This is a genomic window from Haemophilus haemolyticus, assembly GCF_003490935.1.
Taxonomy (GTDB): domain Bacteria; phylum Pseudomonadota; class Gammaproteobacteria; order Enterobacterales; family Pasteurellaceae; genus Haemophilus; species Haemophilus haemolyticus_M.
Genome location: NZ_QQGD01000002.1, coordinates 325,520 through 349,593, shown reverse-complemented (window position 1 = coordinate 349,593; position 24,074 = coordinate 325,520). Strand labels below are relative to the sequence as shown.

Below are 24,074 nucleotides of genomic sequence, written 5' to 3'. Positions count from 1 at the left end.
TACTATTAGCTTTGTTTATTATAAATACTAGTGGCTTCTTAATACTCATTTTTCTATTAAGAATAGATTGAAGAACCTGTAATTTAAATTTGATTATGTAGTGTTTACCCATAATAAAATCTGCACCTCAATTGTTGGTTTGGTTAGTCCAACTTTTAGGGTACAGATCAAATTTTCACCGCACTTTTTTGTTTTCTAAATTTAGAAATTAATTGGTTTTTAATTTGCTCCAATATTTTTCATAAATATCGACAGCTTCTCCAACATCACCTTGCATAATCCCTTTTTCTATTTCTGATGCTGGTGGAAATAGTTTAGGATCATTGGCAACTTCTGGGCTGAGTAATGATTTGACTCCTTCATTTGGCATAGAAAAGCCCATGCGTTCTACCACAACTTTGGCATTTTCTGGACGAAGTAAGAAGTCAATGAACTTATGCGCACCTTCAACATTTTTTGCTGTAGTTGGAATCGCATAGTTATCCATCCAGAAAATTGCGCCTTCTTTTGGATACACAAATTGAAGAGATGGATTTTCTTTATGTGCTAAATAAGCAGAACCATTCCAAATCATACCAATTGCTGCTTCACCTTGTACGTAAGGGACTTCTGGCGAGTCAGAGTTAAAGGTTGCCACATTTGGTAAAAGTTTTTCTAAACGCTCATAAGCTGTTTTGATGTCTTCTTCATTTGTGGTATTAGGCGATTTACCATCAAGCAATAATGCTACGTGGAACACTTCACGTGCATCACTGGTCATAAGAACTTTGCCTTTAAATTCAGGTTTCCATAAATCTGCCCAGCTAGTGATGTTTTTAGGATCAATCTCATCCGCATTAACTTCAATACCAGTAAGTCCGTAAACATAAGGTAATGAATATTTATTTTCAGGGTCGAATTCTTTATTTAATAAATGTTTAGGAATTTGATGAATATTGGTCAATTTACTTTGATCAATCGGTTGAAGCATCTTTTCCTTAATCATTTTATTTACGTAGTAACTTGATGGAAACACCAAATCATAGCCAGAGCCAGTATTCTGAGTAAGTTTGAGTTTCGCATACATTTCTTCGTTGCTTTCAAAGGTAGAATAAATTACCTCGATGCCAGTTTCTTTAGAGAACTGAGCGACTAAATCAGAAGGCACATAGTCTGTCCAGTTATAGACGTAAAGTTTGTTATTGGCGAAAGCGGAAGCCGCGAAAAGTGCGGTGGTGGAAAGGAAAAGATTTTTGAGTGAGTGAGCAAAGAATTTTTTCAATTTATTGACCTCCGAGGGTTATCGTTCATCATAAAACGCACAAATTTTGCGCGCGCGCAGTATAGCATTTTTTTTGTAAAAGGTTTGACATATTTCCCTTTCGGGGTAAGATTTTGCCAATTTTTTCCTAAGAGATTTTTTATGCTTAATTTTGCCTATCAAGAACACGTTCGCTCTTATTATTTCGACTCTCGTAACCAAGATTTTCAATTCCCGCCGCTCACTCAAATTGAACATGCTGATGTATGTGTGATCGGGGCTGGATTTTTTGGTTTATCTGCGGCATTAGAACTAGCGGAAAAAGGAAAAAAAGTTATTGTATTAGAGGGCGCTCGAGTAGGCTTTGGTGCTTCTGGTCGTAGTGGTGGGCAGGCAATTAATGGCTTTGAAGAAGGCATTGATGAATACGTTAAACAAGTTGGCGAAGATAAAGCGCATAAACTTTGGAATATGTCATTAGAGGCCATTGATATTATTGATGAACGCATTGAGAAATATGGCATTCAGTGCGATTGGAAAAAAGGCTATGCCACATTAGCATTAAATGAACGTCGAATGGATGACTTAATTGAAATTGAAAAAGAAAGTCATGAGAATTTTGGCTATCAGAATATGCAACTTTGGGATAAACCTAAATTAAAACAACACTTAGGCAGTGATATTTATGTGGGGGGCTTATTTGATAGTAACTCAGGGCATTTACATCCACTTAATTATTGTTTAGGTTTAGCGAAAGCTTGTGTCGATCTGGGTGTTCAGATTTTTGAACAATCTCCCGTAGTGGATATGGTTGAGAAAAATGGTTGCGTTGAGGTTAAAACAGATAAAAGTGCGGTGATTTCTCAAGACGTTATTTTAGCCACCAATGCTTATATTGATGCGCTCCCGAAATCTATCCATCACGGAATTAATCGTAAAATATTACCTGTAGAAAGTTTTATTATCGCCACAGAGCCGTTAAGCCAAGCGGTTGCTGATTCTGTCATTAATAACGGCATGTCGGTGTGCGATAACAATTTATTATTGGACTATTATCGTTTGAGTGCTGACAACCGTCTGCTTTTTGGTAGTGATTCTAGCTCAGAAAAAGATATGGTCGCGATTATGCGGAAAAATATGTTGCGCGTATTCCCGCAACTTGAAAATGTAAAAATCGATTATGGCTGGGCTGGCCCGATTGATATGACCTTAAACTCAACGCCACATTTTGGTCGTATTTCTCCGCACATTTATTTTGCACAGGGATATTCTGGTCACGGTGTTGCTTTGACGGGTCTTGCGGGACGAATTGTAACTGAGGCGATTTTTGGTGACGATGAACGTTTATCTATTTTTGAAGGACTGAAAGTCCCTTCTGTTTATGGTGGCCGAATTATCAAAGATCTTGCGACAAAGATTGGTGTGCAGTATTACAAATTTCTAGATAAATATCGTTAAGATATAAAAATGACCTAGTTTAAAAGCTAGGTCATTTTTTATAAGTGGACTTATTTATATTACATCACATGCTTTAATTGCTTCTGTTCAATAACCAAAGAATGAATGTTCGCTAAAAAATAAGTTTGTTCTGCTTCAGGAATGGAAAACGGCATCAACTTGAGTAAATCTTGATGGATAGCTAAAACTTGTGGAAAAATGACCGCACTTTGAATTTCTTCAAGTATTTCTGGATATAGTGGTGAAACGCAACCTCCTCGTTCTATTCGACCTAAGCTGCAAGCAATGTGCAGCAGCATAAAATCTACTTGAGGCGTATTTACATCAGCTTGCCAGTAATGAGCTAATCGATCTCGTAAATGAAATACCACATCAATAATAGATTGATTTATTTGCCTGCGAATTTTCCAACGTTCTAGTTGCTTAAATAACCGCATTTGTTTTTTATTAGTTCAAAATTTGTTCACTAATTTACCGCACTTTACCAAAATAAAACAGTGCACAGATCACAGTTTTGTAGCAAAATGGTAAAAAATTTGTAAGGATGTAAAAATGTTAGATTATGAGATGTTCAATCCATATGAAGGATTGATTTTTGATATGGATGGAACTTTAATCGATACCATGCCCGTACATGCACAGGCTTGGACGATGGTGGGAGAGCGATTTGGCTATGAATTTGATTGCCAAATTATGTATAACTTCGGTGGGGCGACGGTTCGAACCATTGCGGGAGAAATGATGAAAGCGGCGAATATGCCACTAGATCGAATTGAGGATGTGCTTGCTGCAAAACGTGAGTTGTCTTATCAACTTATTCCGACTCAATCAAAGTTATTGCCAACCTTTGAAATTGTTAAATCTTTTCATCAGAAAAAGCCGATTGCTCTAGGTTCTGGCTCACACCGTAAAATTATTGATATGTTGATGGATAAACTGGCTATTGCACCTTACTTTAATGCCATTGTCAGTGCAGATGATGTAAAAGAACATAAACCACATCCAGAAACTTTTTTACGTTGTGCGGAATTAATTCAAGCTAATCCAAGTCGTTGTATCGTATTTGAAGATGCTGATTTAGGCGTGCAAGCGGGATTAAATGCGGGAATGGACGTGTTTGATGTTCGCTCTCGAGAAATCATTTCGCCAAGATAATGGATATTTTTTCATTTTTTAGTGCTGATTTTTGGCAAACTCATGCGTTATGCCTTATGTTTGTCAGCGCATTCTTGAGTGCAACGGTATTACCAGGTAATTCTGAGGTTGCATTTGTTGCTCTTGCTGTCCCTAAATTGGCGTTGGGATCTTTATTTAGTATAGACATATTAGCACTCGTTTTTTTCGCCACGCTTGGCAATGGATTGGGGAGTTTAACCACTTACGGGATTGGGCGATGGATGCCAAAATTTGCTCCAAAAAATCACCGCACTTTATGGGCAATAAATCAGCTACGGCGTTATGGGGCGATTACTTTACTTTTAAGCTGGCTGCCTATCGTTGGTGATTTATTTTGTGCCATAGCAGGTTGGTTAAGGTTAAATTTTGTGGCAAGTAGCATCTTTATCTTTCTTGGAAAACTGGTTCGTTATGTTGCGTTATTGTTTTTTAGTGCACCATTCTTATTATAAAATGCGCAAGAAAAAGCCCCACAATGAATGCAGGGCAAATAACCTAAGGAACCAATTTTATTAAAACAACTGCAAGTTGCTTGTTCTATGAGACTAGCACTTTATAAGAAAGTTCAACATTTTCTGAAAATTTTTTAAATAAAAATTCGGGATAAAAAAAGCCCCACAATAAATGTGGGGCAAATAACCTAAGGAACCAATTTTATTAAAACAACTGCAAGTCGCTTGTTAAATAAGACAATGAGCCTTGCCATAAAGTTCATTAGAATTTGCAAAAAATGAACATTTATTCAAATTTATTTTTAATTTACTGATTTATAAGGAAAACTTTATGCCATTACTTGATAGTTTTAAAGTGGATCATACCAAAATGAATGCACCAGCAGTACGTGTAGCAAAAACGATGCGTACGCCAAAAGGTGACGACATTACCATTTTTGATTTACGTTTTTGTATTCCAAATAAAGAAATTCTTCCTCCAAAAGGTATTCATACTCTTGAACATTTGTTTGCGGGTTTCATGCGTGATCATTTAAATAGCGATAGCGTTGAAATTATTGATATTTCTCCGATGGGATGTCGCACGGGATTTTATATGTCCTTGATTGGTACGCCAAATGAACAGCAAGTCGCACAAGCTTGGTTAGCTTCAATGCAGGATATTTTAGGCGTGCAAGATCAAACAACTATCCCTGAATTAAATATCTATCAATGCGGTACTTATACGGAACATTCTTTGGAAGAAGCACACGAAATTGCAAAAAATGTTATCGCACGCGGTGTAGGCGTGAATAAAAATGAAGATTTGGCACTCGATGATTCGTTATTAAAATAGGAGAAATCATGACAACAATTGGCACAGCATTAACCCCTAATGCAACCAAAGTAATGATGTTGGGTTCTGGTGAACTGGGTAAAGAAGTAGTGATTGAATTGCAACGTTTAGGCGTTGAAGTTGTTGCAGTTGATCGCTATGAAAATGCCCCAGCACAACAAGTAGCACATCGTGCATACACCATTTCTATGTTAGATGGTAATGCATTGAAAGCGCTTGTGGAGAAAGAAAAGCCTGACTACATTGTTCCCGAAGTTGAAGCTATTTCGACAGCCACTTTGGTTGAATTAGAACAAGCCGGCTTTAATGTTGTGCCGACTGCAAAAGCCACTCAACTTACGATGAATCGTGAAGGGATTCGTCGTCTAGCTTCAGAAGAGTTAGGGCTACCAACTTCACCTTACCAATTTGTGGATAATTTTTCAGACTTTCAAAGTGCGGTCGAAAAAATTGGTATTCCTTGCGTGGTGAAACCGATTATGTCTTCTTCTGGGCATGGGCAAAGCATTTTAAAGTCTAAAGATGACATTCAAAAAGCTTGGGATTACGCGCAAGAAGGTGGGCGCGCGGGTGCTGGTCGAGTAATTGTTGAAGGTTTTATCAAATTTGATTATGAAATCACGTTACTGACAGTACGCCATATCAATGGTACAAGTTTCCTTGCGCCAATAGGTCATCGTCAAGAAGATGGCGATTATCGGGAATCTTGGCAGCCTCAAGCTATGTCGGATATTGCATTATCAAAAGCGCAATCGATTGCTGAAAAGATTACCAGTGCATTGGGTGGATTCGGTATTTTCGGTGTAGAGATGTTTGTGTGTGGTGATGAGGTGATTTTTAATGAAGTATCACCGCGTCCTCATGATACAGGAATGGTAACGCTGATTTCTCAAGAGCTTTCTGAATTCGCTTTACATGCTCGTGCGATCTTAGGTTTACCAATCCCTGAAATTACGTTGATTAGCCCATCGGCATCTAAAGCTATTGTTGTGGAAGGCAAATCACAAAATGTGCAATTTGGTGGAATCGAAAAAGCACTGGCGCAACCTCATACTAATATCCGATTATTTGGTAAAGGTGAAGTGAATGGCCATCGACGCTTAGGCGTTTTACTTGCGCGTGATGTATCCGTTGAAAAAGCATTGGAAAAAGTAAAACAAGCTTATGAACAGCTAGAAATTAGTTTATAAAAATCGAAAGTGCGGTAAAAATTGATTTGACTCCAAAAAGTTAGACTGTGATTTAAAGGATTGTTTTTGATATTGTATCGGACTCAGTCCTTTTAATTTTAGTTGAATCCATCGATGACTATAGTAATCCAAATGATCTCTGACTGTATCAACTACCTCCCCCTCTAGTGTTGAATTTCTGACTATAAAAATATTCCATTTTTAATCGCCCAAGGAAACTTCCCATTGTGGTATTGTCCGAGTAATTCCCTTTTCTAGATATACTTTGAATGATGCTATTTTCTGCCAAGATTCGACGATAGGTTTAAGCTGTAAAATTATTAAACGTAAGCGGTTTTCTTCCGTTTTAGGTAGAGGATGCATTTTAGCATAGTGAGGTTTCATAAATGGGTTGTCTTGATAGTTTATGAGGAATTAGCCTATTTATGCTATTGCGATGTAAACGATGCGATTCGCAACCACCCTGTTGAATTAATCGGTCAAGAATTACGCGGTTATATGACCGATATGAAACGTATCGCAGTTGCGGGTTAATTATTAAACCAGTAAAATTTAAGCCAACTTATTCAATAAGTTGGCTTTTTTTATAATCCAAAGGAATTAATATGAAAAACAATAAAATTTTTAACCGCACTTTTAAAGTGAGTTTGGTGGCTATGGCGTTAGGATTAGTTAATTCGGCATGGGCCATTGATTATAAATTATATGAAGGTACCGTATATAAGAATCCAGAAAGAACTGACTCTGAAGTAAAAAATATGAATTTTTATTCAGATTATGGCTATGATTTAACAAATAAAAATAATCTAGCCCATGTATCTTTTAGAATGAAAAATGGTCTAGACAATAAGGATTACCCAACAGAATCATTAATTTTCCTGGCTCCTCAATTTTCTAATAGACCTACCTCATTAGAAATCAAACCTAATAGCACTTTCACATTATCGAAGGCTTTTCCTGAAAGTTCTGTTTTTGAATTGAGAGATGCAAATCTTAAATTCCACTTCGGTAATATCAATTTATCTGAGGGGCTTTCTACAGTTGATGCAGATGGAAAGCCTGTTTTAGGAAATTCAGCATTTGAACTTCAGCGTAATAGTACCATTGATATTGATGCAGTTAGTATTGTTAGTTCAGCTAAAGAGAGCATAGGGTACCAACTATTTGATAAATCTACAGCAAATATTACCAACTCCTCTATTTTTCTGGGGGGATATAACAGCACTGCTATAGATGCCGAAAACTCAACATTACATATCAAAAATTTAGATATCACGCTACAGCCAGAAGGTATCGATAAATCAACTACTATTGCATACGCATCTGAGAATACTACATTAAATATTGAAGACAGCTTGCTCACAATTGAAGCGAAAGGTCAAAGTAAAGGTTTAGGTTTTGTACTTGATGGTGGCGTAACCAACATTACAAATTCTAACATTGAAAATAACACTGGAGATGTGGTTATTTTTACCAATAGACAAGATTCTCGAGATGACACAAATAATTACAGCTCAACTACCGTTAATCTAAAAAATACTAAAGTACCTGATGCAAAAGTGCTTGTAGGGTTAAATATGCCTGAACTAGCAGATACAGACTTAGCTGAAGGTGAAAAGACAAGTTCACCGAGATTTATTTTGAATGCAGATAACTCTCAGTTGAATGGTATGGTAAAACAATACGACAACAAAAATAAAACGCCTGTTACATTAAACCTCACTAACAATTCTACATGGGATTTAGTTGATAACTCAGAATTAACTGACTTGCATTTAAATAATTCAGCCGTTTCCTTAACTAGCACCAAAGCGCCTTATGCTGTATTAACTATCACGGGAAATCTTACTGGCTCTGGCACATTTAATCTTTACACAAATATTGCCAATAACAATGCAAATAAAATCATTGTTCAGGGCACCGCAGAAGGTTCACACAAAATTGGGGTAACGAACCAAGGCGAGAATGTTACTGACGGTAAAGTAACTCTTGTAGAAACCAATGGTGGTAATGCGGCATTTAGCTTAACTAACCCGAATAATCGTGTAGATTTAGGGGCTTATCAATACTTCCTAACAAAAGAGGGAAATAATTGGGTATTAGCGAACTCTAAAAATGTAGTTACACCAAGTAATTCTGTGGTAACTCCAAGCAACCCTGTGGTGACTCCAAGCAACCCTGTGGTAACTCCAAGTAATCCTACAGTGACTCCAAGTAATCCTACAGTGACTCCAAGTAATCCGGTAGTGACTCCAAGTAATCCTGTGGTGACTCCAAGTAATCCTGTGGTAACTTCAAATAATCCTGTGGTAACTTCAAATAATCCTGTAGTGACTCCAAGTAATCCTGTAGTGAATCCAAGTAATCCGGTAGTACCATCTGCAGCTCCAGTTCTACCAAGTACACCATTACTTTCAGACTTAGCAAATGCACAAGTTTCTCTTCGTCAGGCACAATTGCTTTTAGTGGAAGATGATTTAAGTGGCATCCATCAACGTCTAGGTGAAGAAAAAGGCAATGTGTGGGTTCGTAATGTGAATTCTCGCCAAAAATTAGCCGCACTTTCTACTGGTGAGAGTGAAACTTCTGGCTTTAGACAAAACGTACATCGCGTACAAGTGGGCGCTGATGCTGCTGTAACTGATAACCTCCGTGTTGGTGGATTTGTTGGCCGCAGCCAAGCTAACGTTGATTTTAATGGTCATTACGGTGATAGCAAAGTAAGAAGCAATAGCGTGGGCTTATATGCAGCTTACCTTGCAGATAACGGTATTTATGTAGATAACATCGTGAAATACAGCCGTTTACACACTAACTCAAATCACACTGAAAAACGCCATTACAACGCTTATACTATTTCGAGTGAATTAGGCAAACGCTTTAGCCTTGCGAACGATTGGACAATTACCCCGCAAACACAAATAGCGTGGACACATATTTCATCACAAGGGAATGAAGATAGCTTATCTTCTGTTTATTCTCGAATTGGTTTACGTGTAGCCAAAGGCTTTGCATTAAGTAATGGTTGGAATTTACAACCTTATGCAGAAGTAAATGCGATTACTAGCAAAAACCGTAGCAGCAAAATTCATTACACAAACAGCGCGCTTGATGTCGCAAGCAGCCGTGGACGTTTTGAAAGTGCGGTCGGTTTAAATGCTGGATTTGCAAATCATCGTTTTGGTTTAGAAGTAAGCCGTGCTGACGGTAAAAACTTCGACAAACCTTATGCAATTCAAGCGATTTATCATTATAGCTGGTAGTATCTTGCTAAACATACCTCTTAAAAGTGCGGTGAAAATTCACCGCACTTTTGTTTGCCCAAACTAAATATTCAAAATCTTATAAATTTCAGAATCTTTACGATCTAGATAATGGATGGATTGGATTTTACGAATTGTGCGGGATTTTCCACGAATTAAAATTGTTTCAGTGCTGGCTAAATTGCCCTTTCGAGAGATACCTTTAAGCAAATCGCCATTGGTGATACCCGTTGCGGTAAATACAAGGTTGTCATCACGCACAAGATCTTCAAGTTTTAATACTTCATTGATTTTTACGCCTAATGCTTCACAACGCTGAATTTCATCGGCAGCAATTTTTTTATTTTCTTCGGTATCACCTTTTACTTCGTTACGAGGAAGCAAACGAGCTTGCATATCGCCACCTAATGCACGAATTGCAGCGGCAGCAGCCACACCTTCTGGTGCGCCCCCGATTCCGTAAAGAAGATCGACTTCGGCATCAGGCAAACAGCACAATACGGAACCAGCTACATCACCATCAGGGATTGCCATCACTCTCACACCTAAGTTATGCATTTGTTTAATTACCGCATCATGGCGTGGTTTTGCCAATACCATTACGGTGAGATCAGAAAGGGATTTTCCTAGCTTAGATGCAACACGGCGAAGATTTTGTTCTAATGGTAAAGTTAAATCAATCATGCCTTTAACATCTGGGCCAACCACCAATTTTTCCATATACATATCTGGTGCTTTTAAAAAGGTATTTCTACCACCAGCAGCCAAGACAGAAATAGCATTAGACTGACCCATTGCGGTCATACGCGTGCCATCAATAGGATCAACGGCGATAGAAATCAATTCTCCCATGCCAGAACCGACTTTTTCACCAATATAAAGCATTGGTGCTTCATCAATTTCCCCTTCACCAATCACGATTTCAGCATCCATATGAATTAAGTTCAGCATATAACGCATAGCTTTCACAGCTGCATCGTCAGCTGCATTTTTGTCCCCTCGACCAAGCCACATATGAGTCGCTAACGCAGCTGCCTCAGTCACACGTGAAAATTCAATAGCCAATGCACGATTCATCATTATTCTCCTTCTGCTTACTTTTCTAGATCATGGCAAAATGCCCTTATTTTATCACCGCGTAATCGTTTGCATAATAATTTTTTCTCCAACGCTTTAAAAAGACAAATTTACTGGGTAAAATACTCTCAAACTTACCCCTATTTAAAAGGAAATCATTATGTCTTTAGAAATTTTAAACCAGCTTGAAGAAAAAATTAAACAAGCGGTAGAAACTATCCAATTACTTCAATTAGAAGTTGAAGAATTAAAAGAGAAAAACGCAGAATCTCACAGAAATATCGAAAGTTTACAAACTGAAAACGAACAACTGAAAAACGAACACCGCAACTGGCAAGAACATATTCGTTCATTGCTTGGCAAATTCGATAACGTTTAATCGTAATAAAAGGCTTAGAAAATCTAAGCCTTTTTATTTTCATCATTTCAAAAATATTCTTTTACTTTTCCCTACGTTAGGGAAGAAAAATAAATACAGGATAATCAAATGCACATTTGCATTCTTTCTGGCAGCACTTTAGGTGGCGCAGAATATGTTGCCGAACATTTAAACGATGTTTTAGAAACTCAAGGTTTTTCCACCGCTCTTTTTCACGGACCAAGTTTATCCGATATCGAAAATGAAAAAATTTGGCTTGTTGTGACTTCAACTCATGGTGCGGGTGAGTTGCCAGATAATTTAAAACCTCTATTTGATGAATTAGCTAACAGCCAAAACGATTTTTCAGATGTTCGTTTTGCTGTCGTTGGATTAGGTAATTCTGATTATGATACTTTTTGCTATGCAGCGGATAAAGTTGAGCAAGTGCTTCAAGGAAAAAGTGCGGTCAAAATTTGCGAAACTTTAAAAATTGACGTGTTAAACGTGGATGATCAAGAAGGCTATGCTGAAGCATGGTTACCTAGCTTTATTGAGGGATTAAAATGATTGCCTTAATCCAGCGTGTCACTCAGGCAAAAGTTGATGTAAACGGTGAAACAATAGGACAAATTGGCAAAGGTTTACTGATTTTGCTTGGTGTAGAAAAAGAAGATAACCAAGAGAAAGCGGATAAACTTGCTGAAAAAGTGCTTAATTATCGAATTTTCAGTGATGAAAATGACAAAATGAATTTAAATGTTCAACAAGCACAAGGGGAATTACTTATTGTTTCACAATTTACATTAGCGGCGGATACGCAAAAAGGTTTGCGTCCAAGCTTTTCAAGAGGTGCCCCCCCAGCATTGGCTAATGAATTATATGAATACTTTATCCAAAAGTGCGGTGAGAAATTACCTGTTTCAACTGGGCAATTTGCAGCGGATATGCAAGTGAGTTTAACAAACGATGGCCCAGTTACATTTTGGTTGAATGTATAAATAGAACGGTTGAGTTAGTAATAAGACGAGATTTTTGAATTTTAGAAAATTAAGCATGCTAAATAGCTTAACTAATGGAATATCTGCGTTAAACGTACATATTCCATTAGTCAACGTCAACTAACAACATAGTACCTAACAACAAGGTTGGTGAGCAAAAAGGCGAACTGAAGCCCTCCATTGCTCCCTCGTCCATAAATGGACGTTTCCTCTCACCAATGGCCACTTTAATAACAAAGGTGAATTATCACCCAATGCCATTATCACTGATTAGGGACAATCGGGAATGTCAGACAACAGCCCGCCAAACCCAATAGGCAAAGTGCACAGCGCAATGCCAAATGGCACAAACATCCATTCTTGCGCCTAAATCTTTTCATTTATAGTCTGTGTTATCAGCTACAAACTCACTGTACAAGAATATGGTATGCCTTTTTCTAGGCTAAAACTGTGATCTAGATCACAAAAATAAAAATGCGGTGAAATTCTTTTAAAAAATTCACCGCACTTTTAAGAATAAACAATTATTGTCGGATTAAAAGGGCAACGGCTTCACAAGCAATCCCTTCTTGTCTTCCTGTAAAGCCTAGTTTTTCAGTAGTCGTTGCTTTCACATTGACTTGCTCAATATTGCATTGTAGGTCTTCAGCTATTTTGGCACGCATGGCATCAATATGTGGACGCATTTTAGGTGCTTGTGCAATGATAGTGACATCGACATTACCAATTTTATATCCCTTTTCTTGCACTTGACGAAATGCCTCACGCAATAGCCCACGACTATCGGCATTTTTATATTGCATATCGGTATCAGGGAAAAGCTTTCCGATATCACCTAAAGCCGCGGCGCCCAAGATTGCATCGGTTAAGGCATGTAATGCCACATCGCCATCTGAGTGCGCAATAAACCCAGTATGATAAGGCACTTCTACGCCACCAATAATTAATGGGCGATTTTCACCAAACGCATGAACATCAAAACCGTGTCCAATTCTGATCATAATTTATTCCTTGTTAAATAAAATTCTGCTAATGCTAAATCTTCTGGACGAGTCACTTTTAAATTATCGCTACGCCCAGCTACCAAGTGCGGTCGAAATCCTGCCAGTTCCATTGCCGATGCTTCATCCGTTATATTCGCACCTTGTTGAATACCTGTGGAAAGCGCATTTCTTAATATATCTACTGGGAAAAACTGTGGTGTCATCGCTTGCCAAAGTTGACGACGATCTTCTGTTTTCACAATACATTGCTGATTATCCGCCCGTTTAATCGTATCCGTCGCTGGAATTGCCAAAATAGCACCATGTTTATCTTCAATGGCTAGCAATTTATCAATGTCGGCGTGTTGTAAACAAGGACGAGCAGCATCATGAACAAGCACCCACGCATCTTTTTCCTCAATTGCATTTAAACCATTTAATACGGATTCAGCTCGTGTGGCGCCACCTTCTACTAACTGAATTTTAGGAGCAAGTGATAGCTTAGCAATATAAGGATCATCTTTGCTCACCGCCAAAATAATTTTAGAGACGGCAGGATGAGAAAGCATAACATCAAGTGTGTGTTCGAGCAGTGTTTTGCCAAGTAGCGTTAAATATTGTTTCGGTTTATCCGCTTGCATTCGCGAGCCCACACCAGCTGCTGGCAATACCGCAATAATTGAACGAGCCATTATTTATTCTCTTTCACAATGTGATAAAACACTTCGTTTTCTTTTACCATGCCATGCTGCATTCGCGCACGTTCTTCAATGGCCTCAAAGCCTTTGGTTAGTCCTTGAATCTCCGCATTAATACGCTGGTTGCGCTGAGACAGTTTTTCATTTTCCGCTTGGTTTTCTACAATTTTTGCGGCAGTTTCACGGTAATCAAAGAAACCATTACGGCCAAACCATAAGTCATATTGGAACAAAGCTAATACGGCAAAAAGAATGAGAATAAGGAGTCGCATAAAAATGTTGGTGATGAATAAAATTACGGCTAGTTTACCGTGAAAAGGGGGGAAAGGCGATAGGATAAAAAAGAAAGTGCGGTAAGTTTTACATCTAAATCTCTCGTTAAAAATGTGATGTACATCACAAATTGAACAGAATTACTGAGAATACTCCCAAAAAATAAAAAAGAATTGCTATACTCTCCCCATTTTTAATAACCCTAAAGTTGAAAGGAATGTAATATGAAAACAACGTTAAAAATGACCGCACTTGCGGCTCTTTCTGCTCTTGTCTTAGCTGGCTGTGGTGCACACCAAATGAAATCAGAAGAACACGCAAAAATGCAATTGCAACAACAAGCTGTTCTTGGCTTAAACTGGATGCAAGATTCTGGCGAATATAAAGCATTAGCTTATCAAGCGTACAATGCGGCAAAAGTTGCATTTGACCACGCCAAAGTGGCAAAAGGTAAGAAAAAAGCGGTTGTGGTTGATTTAGATGAAACCATGTTAGACAACAGTCCTTATGCTGGCTGGCAAGTTCAAAATAATAAACCATTCGATGGTAAAGATTGGACTCGTTGGGTAGATGCGCGTCAATCTCGTGCAGTTCCTGGTGCGGTAGAATTTAATAATTACGTAAACAGCCACAAAGGTAAAATGTTCTATGTAACAAACCGCAAAGATAGTTCTGAAAAAGCAGGCACTATTGATGATATGAAACGTTTAGGTTTCAATGGCGTGGAAGAATCTGCATTTTATTTGAAAAAAGACAAATCAGCTAAAGCGGCTCGTTTTGCAGAAATTGAAAAACAAGGCTATGAAATCGTACTTTATGTAGGCGATAACTTAGATGACTTCGGTGATACCGTATATGGCAAATTAAACGCAGACCGCCGTGCATTTGTTGATCAAAACCAAGGCAAATTTGGTAAAACTTTCATTATGTTACCTAACGCAAACTACGGTGGCTGGGAAGGTGGTTTAGCTAACGGGTATTTCAAAAAAGATACACAAGGCAAAATTAAAGCTCGTTTAGATGCAGTACAAGCTTGGGATGGTAAATAATTTCCCATTAAAAAGATCGATTTAAATATCGATTCTAAAAAATTTAGTTTTGGGGCTAAGCTCAGTTTTTACTGGCTTAGCCTTTTTAGTTTTTCAGGTTCACTCAAATAATCATCATTACTACAGCTTGAAGTTTTGTTATGATGTTGCAAGCTTTTCAAAATAGAAATCATAAGTTAATGAAGAAAAATTTTTCGGCAGGAAAATTGCCGCCTAAAGAAAAAAGTGCGGTTAATTTTCACCGCACTTTTAAGCCAAAATCAAAACCTAAAACGCTGTCGTTGGATGAAACCAAAGTTGTGTTATTCAATAAACCTTTTGATGTACTCACGCAATTTACCGACGAACAAGGACGCGCAACCTTAAAAGATTTTATCTCAATTCCAAATGTTTATGCGGCAGGTCGATTAGATAGGGACAGCGAAGGATTACTGATTTTAACCAATAATGGTGAATTACAACATCGTTTGGCCGATCCAAAATTTAAAACAGAAAAAACCTATTGGGTGCAAGTGGAAGGCATTCCTGAGGAAACCGATTTAGCACAACTCAGAAAAGGTGTAGAACTCAAAGATGGCATGACAAAACCCGCTCAAGTGCGGTTAATTTCAGAACCAAATTTATGGGAACGCAATCCACCTATCCGAGAGAGAAAAAATATTCCCACAAGCTGGTTAGAAATTAAGATTAGTGAAGGGCGCAATCGTCAAGTGCGGAGAATGACTGCGCATATTGGTTTCCCCACTTTACGATTAGTAAGAGTGAGTATGGGCTCATTATCTATTGATGGATTAGCAAATGGCTCATTTAAATTATTATCATTGGATGAAATAAAAGCATTATTTCAGACCGTTAAATTATAAAAATAGGGCAAGTATTTAGCTTGCCCTGAATTTTTCTCCCATAAATATTGAGCAGAAAGACAATTAATAAAAAACTAAACTGCTTTCAAACTCTTTCAGAAGATTACTTTCAGCTCGCAATTCATTCCAAATTAACGGGTTACGGTCTAAGTATCCGCTTTCAAAATTCAATGTCCAATCATTCAAAGTGCGGTGCATTTCAAGGGTGAAATTTTTTGCTGTTTCTGTTGCTTGACGGGATTTATTGAGAATAACCGCAAGACGAAGCAATCGCATTAAAGCCATCACATCTTGCTCGCTATAACGTGCAAATTTAAAAAATTCAGCAGGTTTAAGCGTGCCAATATGCCAACGCACTAACGCGGTAAGCAAACGTTGCTGTTCGCGATCAAACCCAGGTAATTCCATATTTTGTAAGATATAAGCTGAATGTTTTTGTAAACCTTTGTGATTAATCACAATGCCAACTTCATGCAAGCGCGCTGCCCAAAGCAGGATTTCGCGCATTTCTTCAATAAATTCTGTCGATTGCCAATCTTTATATTGTGCACTGAGTAAATTAGCACTATCTGCAACGCGGTGAGCTTGAGCTTGGTCAATATTGAATTGTTCGCTTAATCCCCAAGCTGTACGAGCTCGAATATCTGCAACTTGGAAGTTTTTCTCTAGGCTATAAATGACGCCTTCGCGCAATGCGCCGTCAGAATAGCGCATTTGTTGAATATGAAAAACTTCAAACACCGCGCTTAAAATTGCTAAACCGGGAACAAAAACATCCACGCGGTCTTGGTTTAAACCGTTAATATTTAGCTCAGTAAAATGCTTGGCTTGTAGTGTTTGTTCAATTAGAGCATTTAATCGCTCGGCTGTAATGGTTCCATTTGGATCAAGATTAGTCGCGATGACTTGCGTAACAGTTTTAATCGTCCCCGATGAACCGAGCACAGATTGCCAACCTAATTTGCGATATTCAAATCCTAAATCTTCGATTTTATTGACCGCACTTTGGCGCGCGCGTTGAAAGTTTTCTGGAGAAATGACACCATCGGTAAAAAATTGAGTCGCAAAACTCACGCACCCCATGTGACGGCTTTCAGCCACAAGTGGTGTGAAATCATCGCCGATGATCATTTCTGTCGAGCCACCACCAATATCCACAACGAGCTTGCGGCCTTTTTCTGGTTGCGTGTGGCATACGCCAGCGTAGATGGTTTTAGCTTCAGTTTGCCCACTAATAATATTAATGGGATAGGGGAAAACTTTGGCTGCTTGACGTAAAAATTCGTCATTATTCACCGCTCTTCGTAACGTATAAGTACCAACCACATTGACATTTTCAACAGAAAATCCTTGTAAACGTTCGGCAAATAAGGCTAAGCAATTTACACCACGCATGATGGCCTCTTGATTAAGCACCGCATTTTCATCTAAGCCTTCCGCGAGTTTCACTTTTTGTTTTAAGCGAGAAAGTACTTGGATTGAGCCGTTTACAATACGCGCAACAATCATGTGGAAGCTGTTTGACCCGAGATCAATCGCAGCGATTTCACGTACATCGCTGCGGTGCTGGGGTTCTAAAATAGGGTGATTCATAAAATTCCTAAAATTCAAATTGATAAAGTAAGTCAAACACTTGGTTTGTACTAGAAACGGATTGAAAATAAAGTTGTGGCATTAAGCGGTAACGTAAGGTTACTTCTGCCAAGCCATCAAATAAGCCTACACCATATTTTATTTGTAAGCGGTTGGTGAGATTTCCGCTGACGGTCACTTTGGATTTATCACCCACACCCGATGTGCCAAGGTTTAAATCTTGGATACCAAAAGCCTCGCCAATACTTCCCACTAATTTACCGCTCTTTGAAAGTCCTAGCCCAAGTAATGCAGCCCCCACGGATCCACTAGAACCTGCTTCACCACTATTTTCTAATGAACGCCCCGTTAACAAATAGGAAAGTGCTTGATCTTGTGGTTTACTTGGTTCGCTAAAGATGGTGACATCAGGTCTATCAGCCGTACCTATTACTCTTACACCAGCAGTAATTTTGCTGTCTTCCATTGCTTCTGGATTACGAATTGCTTCAATGTTTAACATCGGTTGTGACGGTTGGCCTGAAAAGTTAATTTGTCCTTTTCGAATTAATAAATCTTGTCCAAAAGATGCATAACGTCCTTTGGTTAAATTAATTTGCCCGAATAAACCTAAATTTCCTCTGTCTTGTTTCACAGAAAGTAAACCATCAAGATTGGTTTTTAAGCCATAGGCATCAAGGCTGACGTCTTTGCCAATATTGATGCGTAAATCAGAACGAATATCCATGCCTGATTTTGTTTTTGCCGCAAATTCACGTTTAATCATTTCTTCTTTGCTCTTATGAGGGCCATTTAAAATAACTTCATCTTCGCTCACTGGCTCAGCAGTGTCTGGTAAGCTATCAATTCTAATTCGCGCCCAAGGAATATCGACTGTTCCGCTTAAATTCAATTCTTTCGGATTCGCTTTCACCGTGATATTTGGACTGAAACGTAGTTTCGCCATAGAAGGAATATCCACGTTGAAATTATTTGCCTGAGCATTTAATTCTGTTGTCCAATGTTCAATATTTGCCCAGTTTGCTCGGCCAGTTAAATTTAAACGACTATCGCTAGTTTCAATTTTTCCCCGTAAAGTGGAATTATTACCGTGGAAACGTACGGCAATATCACCATCAGTAATATTGACTGGCATAGATTTTAGTTTGGTACGAATATTGCGAATATTGAAGTCGCCATTTAATAATGGTTTCTCTAAATTCCCGCCGAAACTCAACTTTGAAACTACCTCCCCATTCACTGATTCACCACTAGTAAGTAGCTGATTTGCGATCGACAAGTTTAATCGTTCTATCGCAAGAGTTCCGCCAAGTTGACGATTTTTAGCCAGGTCATTTAAATGAATATCGCCTACAATCCTGCCTTGGTTATGCACATTAATGTCTGTTTTTAAAACCAAATTGTTATTTTTAATGTCGGCGTTAAGGGTTAATTTTGGAATATCCAATTTAAACGTACGGTAATCCAATTTTTGAGAGAAAGCTAAGTGATTGCCATCTACTTTTGCGGTAAATTGGAATGGTTTATCCGTAAACCAAGCAACGTTACCTTGCGCTTGCAAGTTTCCTTTGAGGCTATCTTGTTCGATAAGTTTATTCACTAAATCCAAATTAACACGTTTGAATTGGAAAGGAATATTCCCTTGCTTGCCCACATTGAAGGCTTGGGGGAAACATAATTCTACATCTGTATTTTGCCAGCAATGTGCGGCAATATTGGCTTGTGTTTGTTTGTGATCGTAAGACACCGCAATAGCTTGGTTGGATTTTACATCGCCAATAGGTGTATCAAATTTTGCTTGGGAAAGTGTGCCTTTCCACTGCTCCAAAGTGCGGTCAAAATGACCGTTAATTTGTAAATTTGCAGCAACTGGATCACCTTGGGATTTAAGCGTTAACAGATGATTTTGTTCATCGCCAGATAAGGCGAGATCAAGTAAACGGAGTTTAACACTTTCACCATAATGAAGTTGCTCTGCCTTAATATTGAATTGCCCTTTAGCGAAAGGATCGCTTTTGATATTCCCTTTCGCGCTCGCTTTAGATAACTGGAAGCCTTGCAAGTGTAAATTAGACGAGACTAAATCAAGATCAAGGTTTGGATTGGTGAACTGACCAGAAATAGCCGCATGCCCTTTCACATTACCGCTTAAATCAGACCATAAACCACGCAAATTCGGTGCATCAACATCTAATACAAAATCAGAATGGTCATCTAATACCCCTCTTGCGTTAAGATGATTTTCACCATATCTAACCTGCAAATCAGGTACTGTTAGAAGTACATTTTGATTAAGTGTTGCGGAGCCTTTTAAACTGATGGGGTTTGAAGACAGCGTCCCATTTAAATCGGCCACTGGTACTTCCACTTGCCAGCCTTGAGAGCCTGCAAAACCACGCGAATACAATTTGCCAGATAGTGTTGCAGGCATGACAGGTACATAAAAACCGATATTCATTTTTTCTAAATCGGCTTGTACATCCCAGTTTGCGCCCTCTTTCCAGTTTGCAGTCCCCACAAATTCACTTTTACCGTCTAACGAAGCTATCCCCAATTTATTGACGGTTACTTCATAAAGTTTGCCGTCGGCATTAAGGTCCACTTTAGATGCGGGAATATAATCCATTCCATCTACGCCACCCTTAAGTTCAGCGTGATAATTCAGTAAATCGCCTGTGAGCTTAAGTGTCACATCATTAATTTTGAGTGGCGCCATCGTGTTTACAAAAGCGTATTGTCCTTTTGCCACATTTAATGTGAGGTTTAATGGCATTTTGTCTTGTGCTAATTGCACTTCGCCATTCAGTTCAGCATCTAATACGCCTTTTGTTTTTAAAGAAAGTGCGGTAGATTTTTTCAATGATCCTGAAAGCGTAAGATCGACATCACTCGCTGGCAGAATTTCTTTTCCATCGGATTTCAACGGCTCCAAATGGGATTTTAAAGTTAAATCTAGCGGCATATCGCCATCGAGTTGTAATTTACCTTGTGAAGAAAGATTGCCCAACGAGCTTTCTACCGCTAATTTTTGTAATTGCAGTTCGTTATCGACGGTATCCGCCTGTGCAATCAGGCTTGGGATTTCAATAGATTGAAGTGTTTCACCTTTTTCATTCACCGCTTGATAATGCCAGTTTTTGCCTTTAATCGCGGGGATGTGTAAATCAAAAGGAAGAATTATTTCTGATACATTGCCTAAAAAAGCAGGCGTTAAAGATTGCTCAATCGCATCCCAATCTACAGGTTTATTCGGCTGTTTGGCTTGCGGCTCAGGTTTAACTTCGGGCAATTTTTTTGAAGTAACTGAAATATCGTTAATTTCAGTCGGCGCAAGAGTTAACCCTTTTTCATTATTTAAACTTACCGCACTTTTAAAATGACTGAGAGTGAGATTAGTCTGATCAACATTTACGGATAAATCTTGCACTGCCAAATTTTCTGCATTGATACCAATTGGCAAGGAAATGCGTTTCATTGGGCCAGATTTTGAATTATCAGGCGTAGATGGAGGCAGTAATGCTGTATTAATCGCAATCGTCGGTTTATTTAAGGTGAAATCACGTAAACAAACCTCACGTGAAAGCAAACAACCGAAATCAAGCTGTAAACGCGCTTGTGCAATATGAGTATCAATCCCAGCGGTTTGATAACGAACATTATTTAGTACCAAGCCATTTTGTAGTCCGCCTTCAATTTGCTCGACGGAAAAACTATCAAGCATTTTATCAGCAAGTTGAATTAAACCTCTTTGCCCCGCATCGAAAGAAAGTGCCCCTGCAACACCTAAAACGGGCACCAAAATGACCGCACTTCCGATACAAACAGCCTTGCGTACCCAATGTTTTTTATTAGATTGCTCAGGTGATTTTGGTGAAGTTTCTGATGGTTGTAGTTGTTCTGTCATAAATTCACCTTAAATTTCTGTACCAAGTCCGATATAAAATTGAATATTTTTGCTGTTATCTTTATCACGAATCGGGGTGGCAATATCAAATTTAATCGCGCCCACTGGTGATGCCCAACGGACACCAACGCCTGCGCCATAACGCAATTCTTTAGTCGTGTAATCATTAGCTGCTAATCCGCTATCTGCGAAGGTCGCCGCCCACCAATTCGGATAAACTTGATATTGATATTCTAAAGAACCCGCAAGTAATCGCGAGCCACCAACCAATTTTCCGTTTTTATTTTTAGGCGCAATTTTTTTATAGCCGTAACCGCGCACACTGCGATCGCCACCAGAAAAGAAACGAAGTGCGGGCGGAATTTTTTCAATATCCTTTGTATGTAAATACCCAACTTCAGCACGAGCAACGATACGGTGATTTTCCGCATAAGTACGAATCCATGCGCTAGAGGCTTGCACTTTTACGAAAGACGCTTCCGATAACCAAACTTTGTTACCCACATCAAAAGTGATTTTTTGTACGTCGCCCCAGGTTGCAAAAGAACCGCCACGTAATCGGGTACGAGTAAATCCGACCGTTGGATAAAGGAGGAATGTCTTATCGGTTATATCGGCTTGTGTAAAACTATCATATCGCGCACGAAGTCCGCCAAAATATTGCCAGCCATGCGCATTGTTCCAATAACGTAACGCGGACAACGTAAGCGCTCTTGTATTGGTATCATTCTCTTTTTCACCTTCCCAACCGACAGAGTAATCATAGTAATAATTTAATGGATTTTTAAGTAGAGGCATTCGATAAGTTGCCTCTAAAGTTTGTTTTGGGGCAGAGAGATAAAGATTAGTGCGGAAACTATGTCCACGGCTATTAATCCAAGGCTTTGTCCAACCAATTTGGGTGTGCACGCCACCATCAGTTGCAAAGCCCACACCTAGTTCCATCGCATTTTTTTTACGTGGATAAAGAATGATGTCTATATCTACCGTTTTACTTTTATGATTGATATTAGGTTGAACTAAAACTGAATTAAACCAATTTGAAGATGAAAAATCGCTAGTTAAATCCGACAAATTATTCATTAAATATGGATCGCCAGATTTTATGTTAAGAATATTATTGAGATAATCGTCGCGGATTTGTGAATGGCTAAAAGTTATATTGCCATAATGATAACGAACGCCGCTATCAAATAACATTCGCCACCATGCTTGATGGGTTTCTGGGCTAATTTCTAAACGTGAAATTTTAAATTCCCCATCAAAATATCCTCGATTTAATGCTAAACGTGAAATTGCTGTTTTGTAATCATCGTAAGTTTGGTGCTCAACCAAAACGCCATCTTTCGGTAAGTTTTTACGTAACGCATCAAAATTTTCATCTTGTGCGGCTTCCCCTTCAATTTGCACATCAGTGCCTGCAATTTTTGTTGGCTCGCCTGGTGTAACGTGCGCAATCAACAAATCGCGTTTGTCTTGACGCTGTTTTCGTTCAAAACGCACGGAAGATTCATAATAACCAAACACACGCAAACCGCGATCTACCGCTTTAGTCACCAAATGTTGATAGCGTTCAGAACCGTCCATTTCTTCTTTGTTAATCAAATGAACATTGAGATCTGTATTGCGCACAGCACGGAAACCACGGATGCCTTTAACTTCAATATCAACGGTTTGTTCAGCAAATGCAGGAAAGCAACTTAATGCTAAAAAAAGTGCGGTGAGTTTTAGCGATATTTTTTTCATTTTGAGGGCTAAAATTTTTTGAGTGAATTGCGCTATAGTCTACCGAGAAGTTCATTAGGATCCAATATTTTCAGCGCATTTTGTCGGTTTTTTCATAAAAAAATACCGCACTTCATTGCTAAAGTGCGGTAATGTTTTCGGCTGTTTTTAATTAATGACCGCCGCAGCCACAGCTGCCGTGACCATGTCCGTGTCCGTGACCACCGCCGCAGCATCCGCTGTGATCGTGATCATGGTCGTGATGGTGGTGATGGCTGCCACAGCCACAACCGTGACCTTCTTCGTCATCATCATGGTGGTGACTATGCGCACCGTGAACGTGACCGTGTGCGATTTCTTCTAACGTTGCTTCACGAGTTGCAACAACTTCAACCGTGAAGTGTAATTCTTGACCTGCCAACATGTGATTTCCATCAACGACAACTTCATCGCCATCGATTTCAGTAATCACCACTGGAACTGGACCAATGTCAGTATCCGCTAGGAAACGCATGCCGACTTCAAGCTCATCAACACCTTGGAATACATCTTTTGGTACACGTTGAACCATATTTTCGCTGTATGCACCGTAACCTTCTTCAGGTTGAACGCGAACTTCAAATTTGTCGCCTACTTCTTTACCTTCAAGCGCTTTTTCAAGACCGATCACTAAATTATTGTGGCCTTGTAAATATTCTAGTGGTTGATTCGCTGGAGCTTCATCTACCAATACGCCATCTTGTGTGCGAACTTGGTAAGCAATGCTCACCACTACATTTTTTGCTACTTTCATTATGTTTTCCTTATAAAAATCGGTTAAAAAAGCCGTATCATTGTAACGAAAATTATTCCTCGCGCAATGCTAAAATTTAATAGCCTTTCATTATTTAACTTTAACAAATTTTTAATTAATGTGGCTTTGTTTTTAAATTTAGG

At 38.8% G+C, this 24,074-nt stretch carries 21 protein-coding genes and 1 pseudogene; 12 read left to right on the top strand and 10 right to left on the bottom strand.

What is annotated here, in order from left to right; genetic code table 11:
* Positions 1-208: 208 nt before the first annotated feature.
* A complete protein-coding gene (locus DV417_RS04100) occupies positions 209-1,261 on the bottom strand; it encodes an extracellular solute-binding protein (RefSeq protein WP_118878686.1) in 1,053 nt (350 codons plus the stop codon).
* Positions 1,262-1,402: 141 nt separating this feature from the next.
* Between DV417_RS04100 and DV417_RS04095 the strand changes: the two genes are divergently transcribed.
* Positions 1,403-2,698, top strand: a complete 1,296-nt coding sequence (locus DV417_RS04095; protein WP_118878684.1) for an NAD(P)/FAD-dependent oxidoreductase — start codon at positions 1,403-1,405, stop codon at positions 2,696-2,698.
* 59 nt (positions 2,699-2,757) lie between these two features.
* On the opposite strand, the gene DV417_RS04090 is transcribed toward DV417_RS04095, so the two are convergent.
* Positions 2,758-3,135, bottom strand: coding sequence for a PRD domain-containing protein (locus tag DV417_RS04090; RefSeq protein WP_118813362.1), 378 nt, complete (start codon positions 3,133-3,135; stop codon positions 2,758-2,760).
* Positions 3,136-3,250: 115 nt separating this feature from the next.
* On the opposite strand from DV417_RS04090, the gene DV417_RS04085 reads away from it, so the two are divergent.
* The 6 genes and pseudogenes from DV417_RS04085 (at position 3,251) to DV417_RS09520 (ending at position 9,614) form a co-directional block, all read left to right on the top strand.
* Complete coding sequence (locus DV417_RS04085) at positions 3,251-3,853, top strand: beta-phosphoglucomutase family hydrolase (RefSeq protein ID WP_118878682.1); 603 nt, start codon at positions 3,251-3,253, stop codon at positions 3,851-3,853.
* Entirely contained in the window at positions 3,853-4,326 is a 474-nt protein-coding gene (locus DV417_RS04080; protein WP_118878680.1) for a YqaA family protein, read from the top strand. The genes DV417_RS04085 and DV417_RS04080 overlap by 1 nt, the downstream gene beginning before the upstream one ends.
* A 331-nt stretch (positions 4,327-4,657) precedes the next feature.
* On the top strand, positions 4,658-5,161 hold the full coding sequence (luxS, locus tag DV417_RS04075) for an S-ribosylhomocysteine lyase (protein ID WP_009499584.1): 504 nt from the start codon (positions 4,658-4,660) through the stop codon (positions 5,159-5,161).
* Between the two features lie 8 nt (positions 5,162-5,169).
* Positions 5,170-6,351 carry a formate-dependent phosphoribosylglycinamide formyltransferase gene (gene purT, locus DV417_RS04070; protein WP_065249825.1) on the top strand — a complete coding sequence of 394 codons (1,182 nt, stop codon included), beginning with the start codon at positions 5,170-5,172 and terminating at the stop codon, positions 6,349-6,351.
* Between the two features lie 435 nt (positions 6,352-6,786).
* A pseudogene (locus DV417_RS09415) lies at positions 6,787-6,885 on the top strand (NADP-dependent ketol-acid reductoisomerase); the annotation flags it as partial.
* Between the two features lie 71 nt (positions 6,886-6,956).
* Positions 6,957-9,614: an autotransporter outer membrane beta-barrel domain-containing protein gene (locus DV417_RS09520; RefSeq protein ID WP_239990468.1), complete on the top strand. Its 2,658-nt coding sequence runs from the start codon at positions 6,957-6,959 to the stop codon at positions 9,612-9,614.
* A 63-nt stretch (positions 9,615-9,677) separates the two neighbouring features.
* On the opposite strand, the gene glpX is transcribed toward DV417_RS09520, so the two are convergent.
* Positions 9,678-10,691, bottom strand: coding sequence for a class II fructose-bisphosphatase (gene glpX / locus DV417_RS04055; protein ID WP_118878676.1), 1,014 nt, complete (start codon positions 10,689-10,691; stop codon positions 9,678-9,680).
* A gap of 160 nt (positions 10,692-10,851) precedes the next feature.
* Here glpX and DV417_RS04050 point away from each other — a divergent pair, with 160 nt between their 5' ends.
* From DV417_RS04050 to dtd, 3 genes are all read left to right on the top strand, one after another.
* On the top strand, positions 10,852-11,070 hold the full coding sequence (locus tag DV417_RS04050) for a cell division protein ZapB (protein WP_005629924.1): 219 nt from the start codon (positions 10,852-10,854) through the stop codon (positions 11,068-11,070).
* Between the two features lie 108 nt (positions 11,071-11,178).
* Positions 11,179-11,619, top strand: coding sequence for an FMN-binding protein MioC (gene mioC / locus DV417_RS04045; protein ID WP_114891363.1), 441 nt, complete (start codon positions 11,179-11,181; stop codon positions 11,617-11,619).
* Entirely contained in the window at positions 11,616-12,050 is a 435-nt protein-coding gene (gene dtd / locus DV417_RS04040; protein WP_118805914.1) for a D-aminoacyl-tRNA deacylase, read from the top strand. Before mioC ends, dtd begins: the two co-directional genes overlap by 4 nt.
* 524 nt (positions 12,051-12,574) lie before the next feature.
* On the opposite strand, the gene ispF is transcribed toward dtd, so the two are convergent.
* From ispF to ftsB, 3 genes are read right to left on the bottom strand one after another with little or no spacing between them, the layout of a single operon-like run.
* Positions 12,575-13,051: a 2-C-methyl-D-erythritol 2,4-cyclodiphosphate synthase gene (gene ispF / locus DV417_RS04035; RefSeq protein WP_118805915.1), complete on the bottom strand. Its 477-nt coding sequence runs from the start codon at positions 13,049-13,051 to the stop codon at positions 12,575-12,577.
* On the bottom strand, positions 13,048-13,725 hold the full coding sequence (gene ispD, locus DV417_RS04030) for a 2-C-methyl-D-erythritol 4-phosphate cytidylyltransferase (RefSeq protein ID WP_118878674.1): 678 nt from the start codon (positions 13,723-13,725) through the stop codon (positions 13,048-13,050). Before ispD ends, ispF begins: the two co-directional genes overlap by 4 nt.
* Positions 13,725-14,003 (bottom strand): cell division protein FtsB, encoded by a 279-nt coding sequence (gene ftsB / locus DV417_RS04025; RefSeq protein ID WP_005629914.1) that lies wholly within the window; start codon positions 14,001-14,003, stop codon positions 13,725-13,727. Before ftsB ends, ispD begins: the two co-directional genes overlap by 1 nt.
* A 225-nt stretch (positions 14,004-14,228) precedes the next feature.
* Between ftsB and hel the strand changes: the two genes are divergently transcribed.
* Together hel and DV417_RS04015 are read left to right on the top strand one after the other, a co-directional pair.
* Complete coding sequence (gene hel / locus DV417_RS04020; protein ID WP_118878672.1) at positions 14,229-15,053, top strand: lipoprotein e(P4); 825 nt, start codon at positions 14,229-14,231, stop codon at positions 15,051-15,053.
* A gap of 179 nt (positions 15,054-15,232) precedes the next feature.
* On the top strand, positions 15,233-15,916 hold the full coding sequence (locus DV417_RS04015) for an rRNA large subunit pseudouridine synthase E (protein WP_192878544.1): 684 nt from the start codon (positions 15,233-15,235) through the stop codon (positions 15,914-15,916).
* 63 nt (positions 15,917-15,979) lie between these two features.
* Here DV417_RS04015 and ppx read toward each other — a convergent pair whose 3' ends face one another.
* The 4 genes from ppx to slyD form a co-directional block, all read right to left on the bottom strand.
* The gene (gene ppx / locus DV417_RS04010) at positions 15,980-17,509 is read right to left on the bottom strand and encodes an exopolyphosphatase (protein ID WP_118878668.1); all 1,530 of its coding nucleotides are present in this window, start codon (positions 17,507-17,509) and stop codon (positions 15,980-15,982) included.
* A 7-nt stretch (positions 17,510-17,516) separates the two neighbouring features.
* Positions 17,517-21,413: an autotransporter assembly complex protein TamB gene (gene tamB / locus DV417_RS04005; protein ID WP_118878666.1), complete on the bottom strand. Its 3,897-nt coding sequence runs from the start codon at positions 21,411-21,413 to the stop codon at positions 17,517-17,519.
* A gap of 9 nt (positions 21,414-21,422) precedes the next feature.
* Complete coding sequence (gene tamA, locus DV417_RS04000) at positions 21,423-23,159, bottom strand: autotransporter assembly complex protein TamA (RefSeq protein ID WP_118878664.1); 1,737 nt, start codon at positions 23,157-23,159, stop codon at positions 21,423-21,425.
* A 151-nt stretch (positions 23,160-23,310) separates the two neighbouring features.
* Positions 23,311-23,931, bottom strand: coding sequence for a peptidylprolyl isomerase (gene slyD, locus DV417_RS03995; protein WP_118878662.1), 621 nt, complete (start codon positions 23,929-23,931; stop codon positions 23,311-23,313).
* Between the last annotated feature and the right edge of the window lie 143 nt (positions 23,932-24,074).